Raw genomic sequence first — 13,877 nt, 5'->3', positions numbered from 1 at the left:
GGGCATGAGCGCCCCCCTGCCCTACGACCCGCTGCGCCTGAAGCATTGCGCGGGCAACATCATCGTCAATGTCCGCGAGCTCTCGCACCGCGGCTGGACGCCCGCCACCAGCAGCAACTTCTCAGAGCGGATCGATGATCGCCACGTGGCGATCACCGTCTCCGGGCGCGACAAGGGCAAGCTGACCGAAGCCGACATCATGGTGGTGGACGTGGACGGGGAGCCCGTCGCCACTACGCTGAGGTCGTCGGCCGAGACGCTTCTGCACACGCAGCTCTACAAGCGCTTCCCCGAAGTGGGCTGCGTCCTGCACACCCACTCCATGGTGCAGACCGTGGCATCGCGCCTGTTCGCCGGGGCCGGCCACGTGCACCTGGAAGGCTACGAACTGCTGAAGGCCTTCGTCGGCAATACCACCCACGAGACCGAGTTGGACGTGCCGGTCTTCCCCAACACCCAAGACATGCACACGCTGTCGGCGCAGGTCGATGCCCTGCTCGACCGCCAGCCGATGTGGGGTTACCTGATCGATGGCCACGGGCTCTACGCCTGGGGCCGCGACATGGCCGAGGCGCGCCGCCACCTGGAGGCGTTTGAATTCCTGCTGGCCTGCGAACTTGAACTGAGGAAGTTGCAACGATGAGCCGCCTGCGTATCTTCGACGAGAACAACCCGTCCACCCCGCGCCTGACCACGAGCGACCGGGCGGAAATGGCGCGCGAACTGAAGAAGCTCGGCGTGACGTTCGAGCAGTGGCAGGCCCGCCAGCCCATTGTCCCGGGTGACACCCCGGAAAAGATCATGGACGCCTACCGCGCCGACATCGACCGGCTGGTGACCGAACGCGGCTTCAAGAGCGTGGACGTGGTCAGCATCGCGCCGGACAACCCGCAGCGCGAGGCCATGCGCGCCAAGTTCCTGGATGAGCACTTCCACAAGGAAGACGAAGTACGTTTCTTCGTGGCCGGTTCGGGCCTTTTCACCCTCCACGTGGACGATGGCGTGTACGAAGTGCTGTGCGAGCAGGGCGACCTGATCGCCGTGCCGGACAGCGCGCGGCATTGGTTCGACATGGGCCCCGAGCCGAGCTTCGTGGCGATCCGCTTCTTCACCGAGCCGGACGGCTGGATCGGCCATTTCACCGGTACGGACATCGCCCAGCGCTTTCCGCGCCTTGAGCCGGGCACCCCGGAATGACCCGCGCCATCCTCACGGACATCGAGGGCACGACCAGCAGCATTTCCTTCGTCAAGGATGTGCTGTTCCCCTATGCGCGACGCGCATTGCCGCGATTCGTGGCCACTCGCGGGCGCGAACCCGCGGTGCGCAAGTGGCTGGACATGGTGGCCACCGAGAATGGCGGCATGTGCGACGACGCGATGATCGTCGAGGTGCTGCAGGGCTGGATCGACCAGGACCGCAAGCACACCGCGCTGAAGGCGCTGCAGGGCATGATCTGGGCCGATGGTTACCGCGCCGTGGACTTCACCGCGCACATCTATGGGGACGCCGCGGCGGCCTTGCAGGCGTGGAAGGCGGCCGGACTGCCGCTTTACGTGTACTCCTCGGGCAGCGTGCCTGCGCAACGCCTGTTTTTCGGCCACAGCGACGCAGGCGACCTGACGGGGCTGATCTCTGGCTGGTTCGACACCGAAGTTGGCGGCAAGCGCGAGGCCGGCAGCTACCGCCGCATCGTCGAGGCGATTGGCCATGAAGCCAGCGACGTGCTGTTCCTCTCCGACGTGGTGGAGGAGTTGGACGCGGCGCGCGAGGCTGGGCTGGGTACCGTGCTGCTGGACCGCCGCGAGGACTATCCCACGCCGCGCCTGGGCGATGCCACCCACGGGCACACACGGGTGGAGTCGTTTGCGGATATCACGCTGGCGGGTTGAAGCGCGACTCAAGCGTGCAGTTTCTCGCCTTTTTCCAGCATCTCCACGAACCGGACGGCTCGTAACCGGCGCGTCTCGACTTTCTTGGCGGTCTGCACGCGCCAGCAGAACGCATAGCGGTTGGTTCGGTCGAGTTGCTCGAAGAACCGTCGCGCCTTGGCGTTGCTGGCCAACGCGTTGGCCAGTTCCTCAGGCACCGGCATGTCGCGCCCACCCCCGTAAGCCCGGTCCCACCGACCGTCCGCCTTGGCGGCGTCGACCTCGCGCAGCCCCAAGGCCCGCATGCGGCCGGCGGCAGTGAGGCGCTCGACGTGGCCAATGTTGATCTTCGACCATACGCTGCGCGGGCGTCGAGGCGTAAAGCGCTGAAGGTAGTAGCGCTCGTCGCAACGCCGCTTCTGGCCGTCGATCCAACCATGGCACAGCGCAACATCCAGCGCATCGGCGTAGGTGATCGAACCCACGCCCGCGCCCTTCTTCGCGATCTTCAGCCAGACACCCTTGCTGTCGTCCTGGCCGACCAACCACGCCTCCCACTCGTCGGCGTCGGCAAACAGGGCAATCGGCAGATCAGTCGGCAGGCTTGTGGCCATCCCGTTACTCCGCGCCCGCATCCAGCCGGTACTGGGTGCTGGCGCGTTGCTCGCCCTGCCAGCGGTCAGAGGCGCGCACCTCGACGCGGTGCTCCCCCAGGGCCAAGTGGGTGGGCAGCGTCCCCCGCCACAGGTGCGGTGAGGCTTCGGCGGGCGGCGCACGATCGTAGCCGCGCAGGGCCTCTGCCCGGTCATCCTGCGCGTTTTCCGCCACCAGCCAAGGATCAGCGGCAGCCACCCGGCGCATGGGCTGCCAGGGGCCATCGTCGATGCGGTATTCCACGCGCGTGTCGTCCTGGCCCATGAAGACATTGGCGTGCACCGCGAACGCCGGCCAGGCGCCGCGCCTCAGTACCCTTGGCGCGGACAGGCGCATCGCCGGGGTGTAACCGGAGTCATCGGCAGGCCCACGCGCCGGGTGCCATGCCAGGGTGTAATCGCCGCCCTTCCGGACCTGCAGACGCGCGTAACCATTCGGGGTGCCGTCAGCCATCGTCGTGTCGGGAATACCTTGCGCATCCTTCACGCCGGACCAGAAGGCCCCGCACGCCGCGCCGACGTTGTACTCGTGCAGCGGCGCCGCGCCATGCCAGCCGCTGGCGGCATCGTGGTACACGTGGCGCTGGATGTGGCTGTGGCCGCTGAGCAGCAGCACCTTGGGGAAGGCCTGCAGCAAGGCGAACAGACGGTCGCGATCGGCGTGGCGGAACGTTTCCCGGCCGGGCTCGGCGTCGAAGAACGGGATGTGCACGGCCACCACCAGCAGGCGATCCTTGGGCACCGTGGGCAGGTAACGCGCCAGGAAAGCGAACTGGTCCTCGCGCAGGCCGCCGATGTAGGACGGCTGGCTCCCGGGCTGGTAGATGACGTCATCCAGCAGCAAGAAGGTCGCCTCGGGCTCCTCCCACGCGTGGGTGTCCGGACCGAAGTGGTGGCGGAACGTCAGCAGAGAATCCTCGTCGCGCCCGGCGTCGAAGTCGAGATCGTGGTTGCCGGCCACGTGCAGCCATGGCACTCCCAGACTCGTGGTCGCCGCGGTCAACGCCGGATACAGCGACAGGTCGTCGCTGGTGATGTCGCCCAGGCTGATGCCCAGGTCGCCCGCCAGGCCGTCGAAGTAGAAACGACCAAAGCCGTGCCCCATCTCGATGGCCGTGTCCCGCTTGAGCGGCTCGATGATGTCGCGGCGGTAAAAGTCGACATCGCGCTGGGCCTTGGGCTGTGGGTCTGCGAAAACCACCACATCAAGGGCTTGCTGCCGCTTTGGCGAGGGCTTGGCGGCGCGCAATGCGAAGTCGCGGCAGGTCGCCGGCTGCACGGGCATGCCGCCGTACTTGAGCGCGGGACCCGGCGCAGTGCGGGTGTTCCGCCACACGTCCGGCAGGCCGTCTTCGCGCCGGATGGACAGGTAGCCTGCGGGCTTGATCACGAACAAGCTGCGTCCGTCGACGGGGAGCAGGCGATAGACACCGCGCGTGTCGGTAACGCTGACCTCCACGCCGTCAGAAACCTTCACTCCGGCAACGCCTGGCTCTCCCGGCTCCCGTCGGCCGTTGCCGTTGCGATCTTCAAACACCATGCCGCCATCGCAGTACGCTGTCCCGGCCATAACCGGAGCACCGCAAGCGAGTGCCAAGGCGATCAGCGAGAGTGAAACGAGCGGAAAACGCATGCCGACTCCTGGGCGTGGACCGCCGTCCGGCGGCCGATTGACTCGGGCCGATTATGCGCGAGCGGCATGAGGGAATGCGCCTTCCCGCGCCGAAGGTCACCCCGGTCAGCCAGCCTTGTGGCGATCGCGCAGCACCGCCACCGCATCCTCCAGCGATCGACCACGTGCTCGCAGCAGCACTTGCAGGTGGTACAGGAGGTCCGCGGCCTCGCCCAGCAGCGCCTCGTCATCCTGCGCAACCGCGGCCAGCGCCGTTTCCACGCCTTCCTCGCCGACCTTTTGCGCGATTCGGCGGATGCCGTCTTCGAAGAGCCGCGTGGTGTAGCTGCCGGGCGGACGATCGCGCTCGCGGCCCGCCACCAGCACATCGAGTTCGGCGAGGAAGTTGCCCGGCGCCTTGGGGAAGCAACTGGTGCGCCCCAGGTGGCAGGTTGGGCCCTGGGGGCGGGCCAGCACGAGCAGCGTGTCCCCGTCGCAGTCCACGTCGATCGATACCAGGTCCAGGAAATGGCCGGACGACTCACCCTTGGTCCACAGGCGCTGCCTGCTGCGGCTGAAGAAGGTGACATGGCCGGTGTCGCAGGTGGCTTGGAGCGCCGCGCGATCCATGTAACCCACCATCAGCACGCGTAACGTCTTGGCCTCCTGGACCACCGCGGGCATGAGCCCGTCCTGCTTGTCCCAATCCAGCCTGCCGAGGAGGTCGGTGGTATCGATGGAAGGATCGGGGTGCGAACGTCCGCCGTCCGCAGCGGGGTTGGTGTTACTCATGCAGGCACCGTATCGGTCACCGGCCGGACCGGAATGCCGGCGGCCGCCAGTTGGCGTTTGAGTTCGGGGATGGCGATGGCTCCGGAATGGAACACACTCGCGGCCAGAGCGCCGTCCACGTCGGCATCGCGGAATACCGCTTCGAAATGCGCCACGGTGCCAGCCCCGCCCGAGGCGATCAGCGGCACGTTGCACAAAGCGCGCACCTCGCGTAACTGCACCAGGTCATAGCCCTCGCGGACACCATCGCTGCCCATGCAGTTGAGCACGATCTCGCCGGCGCCCCGCTGCTGCGCCTCGATCACCCAATCCAGCGTGCGTTTTGCGAGCGCCTGCGTGCGCGAAGGGTCACCCGTGTACTGGCGCACGCGCCATTCCCCATCGGGATCAAGAAGGCTGTCGATGCCGACCACCACGCACTGTTCGCCAAACGCTTCGGCCAACTCGCTGATCAGCGCCGGGCGTTCCAGCGCGGGGGTGTTGATGGAGACTTTGTCGGCGCCGGCATGCAGGATGCCGCGCGCGTCATCGACGCTGCGGATGCCGCCGGCCACGCAGAACGGAATGTCGAGGGCACGGGCCACGCGCTCCACCCAGCCACGATCCACAGCCCGTCCCTCTGGACTGGCAGTGATGTCGTAGAACACCAGTTCGTCGGCGCCCTGCTGCCGGTACCGCCGTGCCAGTTCGACGATGTCGCCCATGTCGACGTGGTCGCGAAAGCGCACGCCCTTCACGACGCGTCCGTCGCGGACGTCCAGGCAAGGGATGATGCGGCGACTGAGCATCAGGCCATCTCCGCAATGGCATCGGCCAGTTCGAAACGTCCGTCCAGGAGTGCCTTTCCCAGCACGGCCCCGGCACAACCGGCTTGCCGCGCGCCCACCACGTCGGCCACGTCACGCACGCCGCCCGAGGCCTGCAGTTGCACCTGCGGTGCCAGGTCAAGGATACGCCTGTAAAGCGCGAGGTTGGGGCCGGACAACATGCCATCCCGGGTTATATCGGTACAGAGCAGGTGTTTCAGCCCGGCCGCCATGTAACCGGAGAGGAGGGTTCCCAGCTCCACCCCACTGTCCTCGGTCCAGCCTGCGGTAGGCAGCTGCCAGCGCCCGTCTGCGGATTCGCGTGCGTCCAGTGCAACGGTGATGTGCGCGCTGCCGAACGAACGCAGCCAGCCCCTTACGCGCGCAGGTTCGCGCACTGAAAGGGACCCGACTACGACGCGGTCGGCACCAGCCTCGAGGATCGACTGCAAGTCCGCTTCGCCGCGCACGCCACCGCCGGTCTGCACCTGCAATGAAGTTGCCGACTTGATGGCGGACAGGAGCGGCGCCAGGGTGTAGCCACCGGCACGTGCGGCGTCCAGATCCACCAGATGCAGCCAGCGCGCACCGGCCTGCGCGTAACGCTCGGCCACGGCAAGCGGGTCGTCCGCGTAGCGGGTTTCCTGCGCGTAGTCACCTTGGCGTAGGCGCACCACGCGGCCGCCGCGCACGTCGATGGCGGGATACAACACGAAGCTGCTCATGCCAATTCCCCTGAGAGGAAATTCTGCAACAGCCGCGCGCCAACGTCGGCGGAACGCTCCGGGTGGAACTGCGCACCAAAGCGATTACCGCGCCCCACCACGGCCGCGAATTCCTGGCCGTGGGTGCAGGTGGCCAGTGTGTCGCCAGTGACCGGCGCACAGTAACCGTGCACGAAATAGGCTTGGCTCTCGCGTGGAATTCCCTCCAACAAAGCATGCTCCCGCGTTGGCGAAATCGTGTTCCAGCCCATGTGCGGCACGCGGATGCCGTCGCCGCCGCGCATGCGCGAGACGGTGCCAGGCAGGAGACCAAGGCACTCGACTCCACCCTCCTCCGATGCGTCGAAAAGCAGTTGCATGCCAAGGCAGATGCCGAGCAGCGGCTGCTGCAAGCCGCGTATAACCTCCACCAGGCCGCGATCGCGCAGTAGCGCCATCGCCGTGCCAGCTGCGCCCACGCCGGGCAGGATCACCCGTTGGGCATCGCGAATCGTGTCCGCGTCAGCCGTCAGGGGCGCATCCACGCCGAGGCGCTCCAGCGCATAGCGTACGGAGCCGATATTGGCGCCACCGGAGTCGATCAGCACGACCTTCATCGCAGCGCTTCCATCACAATGCCCCTTTGGTGCTAGGCAGTTCGCTGCCTTCACGGCGGATGGCCTGGCGCAGCGCGCGCGCAACCACCTTGAAGCAGGCTTCGACCTTGTGGTGGTCGTTGTCGCCTTCCACGCGCAGGTTCAGGTTGAGGCCACTGGTTTCGCAAAGCGAGCGGAAGAAGTGCGGCACCAGCTCCGTCGGCATGTCGCCGACGCGTTCGCGCTTGAAGCTACCGGTGAAGATGAAATACGGCCGCCCAGAGAAATCCAGCGCTGCGGACGCCAATGCCTCGTCCATCGGCAGTGTGAACGAGGCCTTGGCGGGCTCGGCATCGGAGCCGTAGCGCCCAATGCCGCGCTTGTCGCCCAGAGCCTCGCGCAATGCCTGGCCCAAGGCCAGTGCACAATCCTCGATGGTGTGGTGCTCGTCGATATCCAGGTCGCCGTCGCACTGCAATTGCAGCGCGAAGCCGCCGTGCTTTCCGATCTGCTCCAGCATGTGGTCGAAGAAGCCCAAACCGGTGTGCACCGAGGGCTCTGCCACGCGATCGAGGTCCAACCCAACGCGGATCCGGGTTTCGCGTGTGCTGCGCGTGACGGTGGCGGTGCGCGGCTGGCCCGCCAACACATGTGCGATCCCGGCCCAATCCCAATCCCCGCCAAACTGCTCGGTGCGCAACTGGAACGGGCGGATGCCCAGGTTCCGGGCAAAGGCATTGTCGGTTTCGCGGTCGCCCACCATCGCCGAGCGGGCCCAGTCGATGCTCCGGTCCCGCAGGTAGTGCAGCGCAAGGCCGATCCCGGGCTTGCGGGTTGGCGCGTTGTCAGCGGGGAAGCTGGTGTCGATGAGCACCTCCCGGAAAGTCACGCCCTGGCTTTCCAGCACCTGCATCATCAGGCTGTGCGGCCCTTCGAACTTTTCACGCGGGTATGCGTCCGTACCCAGTCCGTCCTGGTTGGTGACCATGACGAACTGGTAGCCCGCATCGCGCAGACGCAGCAACGCCGGAATCACGTCGCGGACGAAGCGCAGCTTCTCGAACGAATCCACCTGGAAGTCGGCAGGCTCCTCGATGAGCGTGCCGTCCCGGTCGATGAACAGGATCGGCGTCATGCGACCGCCTCCGGTCCGGCCAACGTCGCAAGCACGGCATCATTCTGCTCACGCGTACCCAAGCTGATGCGCAGCGCATCGCCCAGTCCCAATGCATGGCGCATGTCGCGCACCACGATGCCGGCGGCAAGCAGGGCTTTGTAGGCTGACTCGGGATTGTCGAAACGCACCAGCAGGAAGTTGGCACTGGACGGATACACGCGCCGCACGCCAGCCATGCCTGACAGTGCTTCGGCCAGTCTCACGCGCTCCTCACAGGTGATTGCCACCCGCCGCGCAGTCTCGGCAAGCACTTCAGGTGTCAAAGCGCGGGATGCCAGGTCTACGCTCGGCTCGGGAAGCGGGTACGGCGCCTGGCAACGCTGAAGCACCTGGATCAGCGCCGGGTCGGCGATGACGGCTCCAATGCGCGCCGCGGCCAGCGCGTGGGCCTTGGAGAGGGTCCGCAGCACGACCACGTTGCGCTGCGCGTCAAGGAGGCTGATCGCGGACGCACCTTGGGCGTACTCCTGATACGCCTCGTCAACCACCACCAGCGCCTGCCCCTCCAGCGCGCCCGCGAGCGCAGCAACGGCCGGCAGAGGCAGCACGGCCCCCGACGGATTCCCGGGCGAACACAGGAACACGATACGCGCTCCGGCGTTGCGCGCGGCCTGCTCCAAAGCGTCGAAGTCACAAGCAAGTCCGCTCGAGGTTTCGACCAGAGGCACTTCCACCACCGGCGTGCCGTGCAACCGCGCGCACACCGCGTACATGCCGAAGGTTGGCGGTGTCACCACGATGGCGTCGCCGCCGGGCCGGCACAGCGCACGGATAATCAGATCAATGGGTTCATCACTACCGCGACCTGCGAGCAGTTGTTGGGGCTCGCAGCCATACAGGTCTGCCAAGGCCTTCCGCAGGCCGGCCGGTTGCGGTTCCGGATAGCGGCGCGCTGTTCCGGCGCCGTCGGCCTCGTTGGGCCACGCCGCCTCGTTGGCGTTCAACCAAACGTGACCGTCGACCATGTCGGTCCGGGCGGACCGATAGCCTGCAAAGTCCCGCAGGTCCTCGCGCACCAGCAGCAGCGGGTCGCAGCGTGCAGTGTCGGACAGGGACTTGTCCGCCGGTCCATCTACCGCGCGTTCCTGGGGCATCAGCGCGCTCATGCGGCGACCTCTTCCAATCGCAACGCCACCGCGAGCCGGTGCGCGTCCAGCCCTTCCGCGGTCGCCAGTTCCACCGCACACGGACCGATGGCCGCAATGCCGCCCCGGGTCACTTCCTGCACGGTGATCGCCACCTGGAAACTGGCCACGTTGAGCCCGCCCACGTAGCGCGCTGCGCCACTGGTCGGCAGCACGTGGTTGGTGCCGCTGCAATAGTCGCCCAGTGCTTCCGGCGCCCAGTCGCCCAGGAATACCGAGCCCGCCGCCTCCACTCTGGGCAACCACGCCCGCGCGTCGCGCAATGCGAGGATCAGGTGTTCGGGCGCATAGGTGTTGCTGACGTCGAACGCTTCATCCAACGTATCCACCTGGATCAATCGCGACGACTCCAACGCGCGTCGCGCCACGTCGGCCCGCGACAGCCCGGCCAGTTGCCGTTCCACCTGCCCAGCCACGGCATCGATCAGCGGCGCGTCATCGGACAGCAGCAAGACCTGCGAATCGGGACCATGCTCGGCCTGCGACAGCAGGTCGGCAGCGACGAATGCCGGATTGGCACCCGCATCCGCGATCACCAGGACCTCCGACGGTCCGGCTGGCATGTCAATGGCCGCGCCGCCTTCGCTCATCGCAACCTGGCGCTTGGCCTCGGTGACATAGCCGTTGCCGGGGCCGAAAAGCTTGTCGCACTTGGGCACTGACGCCGTGCCAAAGGCCATCGCGGCGATCGCCTGCACGCCGCCCACCTTGAGCACCTGGCGCACGCCGCAGCGTTGCGCGGCGTACAGCACCGCGGGGTCCGCGCTGCCATCGGGCCGCGGCGGGGTGCACAGGACCACGTCGCGGCAACCGGCCAGCCGCGCCGGCACACCCAGCATCAACGCGGTCGACGGCAAGGGCGCCGACCCGGCGGGCACGTACAAACCCACCCGCGCAATCGGGCGCAACACGCGCTCGCAGCGCACGCCTGGTGCCGTGTCCATGCCGTACTCGCGGGTCATGCCTTCTCGGTGGAATGACTCGATCCGAGCAGCGGCTTCATCGATCGCGTCGCGCAGTGCGGGCGTGAGGGCAGTCGCGGCGGCAGCGAACTCGGCCTCGGTCACCGCGAGCGCATCCAGCGATACCCGATCGAAACGTTCGGTCAACTCGCGCACGGCCGAATCGCCGCGGGCACGCACCTCGTCGATCAGCGCCGCCACCGCCACGCTGGTGCCGGCGCTGGCGTGCTGTGCCGGTCGACGCAGCACCTGCGCACGCTCCCGCACGTCCAACGAATTCCAGGACACGCGCCTCATGCCAGCATGCCCTCCACCGGCACCACCATCAGGCCACTGGCGCCAGCGCGCTTGAGGTCCTCCAGGCGCTGCCAGGTCACCGCGCCATGGCACAGTGCCTGCAGCGCCATGCGGTCTGCGCCGTCCACCTGCATCACCGTGGGCGCCTCGGCATCCGGCAACAACGGCAACAGCGTCGGCAAGTCATCGCGACGCGCCTGGAACATCAGCAACTTGCTCCTGCGCACGCGGATCGCGCCGTCGAGGCGACGCAGCAACAGGTCTGCCAGCTCGCCGCGCACATCGTCGAAAGCCTCGACAGGGCCGGCCAGCACGGCTTCGCTCTGCAACAACGTCAACGCCGGCTTGAGCTGGTTTGCCGACAGCGTGGCGCCGCTGGACACCAGGTCGCAGATCGCATCCGCCTGGCCGAGTCGCGGCGCGATCTCCACCGACCCCGACAGCAGAACCACGTCGGCGGCAATGCCCTGGTCCTGCAACCACTGGCGCAGCAGCGCGGGATAGCTGGTCGCAATGCGCTTGCCTGCCAGTTGCTGCGGCCCCTGCCAGTCCCAAGCCTCGGGCACGGCGATATCGAGGCGGCAGCCGCCAAAGCCCAGCGCACGCCACTCGCGATAGGCGTGCGTGCGGCCACTTTCCACGCGATCCTGCCCCTGCTCCTGCAGCACGTTGCGCCCCACCACGCCCAGGTCGCACACGCCGTCGGCAATCAGGCCGGGAATGTCGTCATCGCGCACCAGCAGCAGGTCGACGGGCAGCGTTTCGCCGTAACAGAACAGGCGATCCCGGCTCTCGCGCCAGCTGAGGCCGCAGGACGCCAGCAACGCACGGGCGGGTTCGGCCAAGCGTCCGGACTTCTGGATGGCGATGCGGAGACGGTCGCGCCCTTGGGGAGCAATGGGGGGGGACATATGGGAATTTCTCTGAAGGAATCGGGAGTCAGCCGCCTTGGGCGACCGCCTGGAGGGCAGCGACGTACCCGCCCGCACCGCGCTCCAAGGTGCGCGCTACACGGCCCACCGTGGTGACGCTGACCTGGGTGAGCTCATGGATCTCCCGATACGGGACACCCTTGGCCACCAGCGGCACCACGCGCCAGCGGTCGGCCATGGCCTCCAGCTCGGCGGGCGTGCACAAGTCTTCGAGGAAGGCGGCAACGGCCTGGGCCGTGTCCAGCCGTGCCAGCACGTCGGCCAGCCCGGAGGCAGCAACTTCGGTTTCATTCGGCTCGTGGGGACGACGCTTCATGGGGCATGAATCTAATGTAATAGCGTGTTAATACATTATTGCAAGAAAAAACCGCAGTCAACCTTTTGGGCCGCCAAAGCCTGAATCCGTGGGATAGACTGCCCCGGCGAGGCTTGAGCTGGCGTCCTACGGCGCAGGGGGGTTAAGCACGCATGGGATGGCTATGCCGCGTTCGCTGCATCCTGTTTGCGTTGGCCGTGATGCTGGCCGGCGGCAACGCGCGCGCGGACACGGGACTCGACCTCCAACCGGAGCAGGCCATCGTCCCCCTGGCGGCGTCTACCCGCTACTTCCATGACCTGGGCGCCCCCGCAGACCTCAATGCGGCCCGCATCGCCCTCGCGGCAGGACACTTCCAGCCCCTTCCCTCGCAGAATCCGTCTTTTGGATTCAGGGAAGGCGCATTCTGGTTCCACGTCCGCCTGACGAACCACGACGCTACCGAGCCGCGGTGGTTGCTGGTCCAGCAATACGCGCTCAGCGACCACCTCGACGTCTACGCCAGCTACCCCGACGGCCGCGTGGTGCATCGGATCGGCGGCGATGCCCTGCCCTTCAATGCACGCAGCATCCGTTACCGCCACCCCAACTTCATGCTCGACCTGCCGGTCGACGTACCGGTGGACGTCTTCGTGCGGGTGCAGAGCCAGAGTTCGATGCAGGTCCCGCTGGTCCTGTACACACCATCGGCCTTCACCGAGATGTCGCGTGACGCGCAGTTCGCGATGGGGCTGTACTACGGCATCCTGATGGCGCTTTTCTTCTACAACCTGGTGTTGTGGCAGTCGTTGCGCGATGCCAGTTACGGTTGGTACCTGTTGCATGTCACGGCATTCGGACTGGTGTTGTTCACGCTGAATGGCCTGGGCTACGAATACCTGTGGCCCTCGTCACCGTGGGTGCAGGACCGGTCCGTACCACTGTCCATCTGTCTGGCGCAGGTCGGCATGCAGCAATTTGCCCGCTCGTTCCTCGGCCTGAAGGTGCGCTGGCCGCTGGGTGACCGTGTCGGGCTGGCGATGATCGCCTTCTTCGTCGCATGGGGCATCGCTTCGGTATTCCTGCCGTACCGCATCTCCACCCCCGTTGCTTCGCTTGCGGTGTTCGCCAGCATCGTCTGGATCGCGCTGGAGGCCGTGGTGGTTACCCGCAGCGGGTACAGGCCGGCGCGGCTGTTCCTGCTGGCGTGGGGCATGTTCCTGCTGGGCACCGGCATGTTTGCCGCCGTTGCCTTCGCACAGCTGCCCAAGAGCTTCATGACCGACTACGGCGTCCAGATCGGCTCGGCGCTGGAGATGCTGCTGCTGTCGGTGGCGCTGGGCTACCGCTATTCATCGCTGCGCAACGAGAACGAACGCGTGGTGCGCGAGGCGAAGGAGCAACTGGAACACAAGGTTGAGCAACGCACGTCCGAGTTGCGCAACGCGCTCGGACAGTTGGGGGACGCGCACGCCCGACTGCGTGAATCCAGCCAGCGTGACGGCCTGACCGGCCTGCACACGCGAATGCACTTCCATGAGCGGTTCGCCCCGCTCACCGCCCACGCCCGCGAGCACCGCCATCCGGTGACGCTGCTCATGATCGACCTGGACCACTTCAAGCAAATCAACGACGAGTATGGACACCTGGTCGGCGACGAGTGCCTGCGCTGGGCCGCCCATGTGATCGGCCAGACCCTGCGCCCGCACAATGCGCTGCTGGCCCGGTTCGGTGGGGAGGAATTCGTAGCCGCCCTGCCCGGCAAGGACCTGGCCGAAGGGCTGGCCACCGCCGAAAGCATCCGCATCGCGCTCAACGATTCCCCTTGGGACGCGGGTGGCCGCTCGCTGTCGCTGAGTGCGAGCATCGGCATGCACGTCGTTGAGTCGCACATGCACTGCACGATCGAGGCTGCGTTGCAGAGGGCCGACGAGGCGCTGTACCGCGCCAAGGCCGAAGGTCGCAACTGCATACGGACGTCGAGCATGCGCGCGGCGTGAGCGCCGGATCGGCGCTGCAATGGCAGCGCCTTTTA

At 66.9% G+C, this 13,877-nt stretch carries 15 protein-coding genes; 4 read left to right on the top strand and 11 right to left on the bottom strand.

What is annotated here, in order from left to right; genetic code table 11:
• Nucleotides 1-4: 4 nt before the first annotated feature.
• Genes AC3ARF_RS05540 through mtnC form a run of 3 tightly spaced genes read left to right on the top strand, consistent with a single transcriptional unit; the run spans nucleotide 5 to nucleotide 1,892 of the window.
• Entirely contained in the window at nucleotides 5-643 is a 639-nt protein-coding gene (locus AC3ARF_RS05540; protein ID WP_498931021.1) for a methylthioribulose 1-phosphate dehydratase, read from the top strand.
• The gene (locus AC3ARF_RS05535; RefSeq protein ID WP_498931019.1) at nucleotides 640-1,197 is read left to right on the top strand and encodes a 1,2-dihydroxy-3-keto-5-methylthiopentene dioxygenase; all 558 of its coding nucleotides are present in this window, start codon (nucleotides 640-642) and stop codon (nucleotides 1,195-1,197) included. Before AC3ARF_RS05540 ends, AC3ARF_RS05535 begins: the two co-directional genes overlap by 4 nt.
• Nucleotides 1,194-1,892: an acireductone synthase gene (mtnC, locus tag AC3ARF_RS05530; protein WP_498931017.1), complete on the top strand. Its 699-nt coding sequence runs from the start codon at nucleotides 1,194-1,196 to the stop codon at nucleotides 1,890-1,892. The genes AC3ARF_RS05535 and mtnC overlap by 4 nt, the downstream gene beginning before the upstream one ends.
• An 8-nt stretch (nucleotides 1,893-1,900) precedes the next feature.
• Here mtnC and AC3ARF_RS05525 read toward each other — a convergent pair whose 3' ends face one another.
• The 11 genes from AC3ARF_RS05525 to AC3ARF_RS05475 form a co-directional block, all read right to left on the bottom strand.
• Complete coding sequence (locus AC3ARF_RS05525) at nucleotides 1,901-2,485, bottom strand: YdeI/OmpD-associated family protein (RefSeq protein WP_498931015.1); 585 nt, start codon at nucleotides 2,483-2,485, stop codon at nucleotides 1,901-1,903.
• A gap of 4 nt (nucleotides 2,486-2,489) precedes the next feature.
• Nucleotides 2,490-4,157 (bottom strand): calcineurin-like phosphoesterase C-terminal domain-containing protein, encoded by a 1,668-nt coding sequence (locus AC3ARF_RS05520; RefSeq protein WP_498931013.1) that lies wholly within the window; start codon nucleotides 4,155-4,157, stop codon nucleotides 2,490-2,492.
• Between the two features lie 105 nt (nucleotides 4,158-4,262).
• Entirely contained in the window at nucleotides 4,263-4,928 is a 666-nt protein-coding gene (gene hisIE, locus AC3ARF_RS05515) for a bifunctional phosphoribosyl-AMP cyclohydrolase/phosphoribosyl-ATP diphosphatase HisIE (protein ID WP_498931011.1), read from the bottom strand.
• Nucleotides 4,925-5,716 carry an imidazole glycerol phosphate synthase subunit HisF gene (gene hisF / locus AC3ARF_RS05510; RefSeq protein WP_498931010.1) on the bottom strand — a complete coding sequence of 264 codons (792 nt, stop codon included), beginning with the start codon at nucleotides 5,714-5,716 and terminating at the stop codon, nucleotides 4,925-4,927. The genes hisIE and hisF overlap by 4 nt, the downstream gene beginning before the upstream one ends.
• Nucleotides 5,716-6,459 carry a 1-(5-phosphoribosyl)-5-[(5-phosphoribosylamino)methylideneamino]imidazole-4-carboxamide isomerase gene (gene hisA / locus AC3ARF_RS05505; protein WP_498931008.1) on the bottom strand — a complete coding sequence of 248 codons (744 nt, stop codon included), beginning with the start codon at nucleotides 6,457-6,459 and terminating at the stop codon, nucleotides 5,716-5,718. Before hisA ends, hisF begins: the two co-directional genes overlap by 1 nt.
• The gene (gene hisH, locus AC3ARF_RS05500) at nucleotides 6,456-7,055 is read right to left on the bottom strand and encodes an imidazole glycerol phosphate synthase subunit HisH (protein ID WP_498931006.1); all 600 of its coding nucleotides are present in this window, start codon (nucleotides 7,053-7,055) and stop codon (nucleotides 6,456-6,458) included. The genes hisA and hisH overlap by 4 nt, the downstream gene beginning before the upstream one ends.
• A gap of 13 nt (nucleotides 7,056-7,068) precedes the next feature.
• Nucleotides 7,069-8,169 carry a bifunctional histidinol-phosphatase/imidazoleglycerol-phosphate dehydratase HisB gene (gene hisB / locus AC3ARF_RS05495; protein ID WP_498931004.1) on the bottom strand — a complete coding sequence of 367 codons (1,101 nt, stop codon included), beginning with the start codon at nucleotides 8,167-8,169 and terminating at the stop codon, nucleotides 7,069-7,071.
• Entirely contained in the window at nucleotides 8,166-9,227 is a 1,062-nt protein-coding gene (hisC, locus tag AC3ARF_RS05490) for a histidinol-phosphate transaminase (protein WP_498931002.1), read from the bottom strand. Before hisC ends, hisB begins: the two co-directional genes overlap by 4 nt.
• Before the next feature lie 86 nt (nucleotides 9,228-9,313).
• Nucleotides 9,314-10,615, bottom strand: a complete 1,302-nt coding sequence (gene hisD / locus AC3ARF_RS05485; RefSeq protein ID WP_498931000.1) for a histidinol dehydrogenase — start codon at nucleotides 10,613-10,615, stop codon at nucleotides 9,314-9,316.
• Complete coding sequence (gene hisG, locus AC3ARF_RS05480) at nucleotides 10,612-11,526, bottom strand: ATP phosphoribosyltransferase (RefSeq protein ID WP_498930998.1); 915 nt, start codon at nucleotides 11,524-11,526, stop codon at nucleotides 10,612-10,614. Before hisG ends, hisD begins: the two co-directional genes overlap by 4 nt.
• A gap of 28 nt (nucleotides 11,527-11,554) precedes the next feature.
• Complete coding sequence (locus AC3ARF_RS05475; RefSeq protein WP_498930996.1) at nucleotides 11,555-11,863, bottom strand: YerC/YecD family TrpR-related protein; 309 nt, start codon at nucleotides 11,861-11,863, stop codon at nucleotides 11,555-11,557.
• Nucleotides 11,864-12,015: 152 nt separating this feature from the next.
• On the opposite strand from AC3ARF_RS05475, the gene AC3ARF_RS05470 reads away from it, so the two are divergent.
• On the top strand, nucleotides 12,016-13,842 hold the full coding sequence (locus tag AC3ARF_RS05470; RefSeq protein ID WP_498930994.1) for a sensor domain-containing diguanylate cyclase: 1,827 nt from the start codon (nucleotides 12,016-12,018) through the stop codon (nucleotides 13,840-13,842).
• Nucleotides 13,843-13,877 lie beyond the last annotated feature (35 nt).

The sequence above is a fragment of the Lysobacter sp. KACC 24251 genome, assembly GCF_057747755.1.
This window is presented reverse-complemented; position numbering and strand designations above follow the sequence as displayed.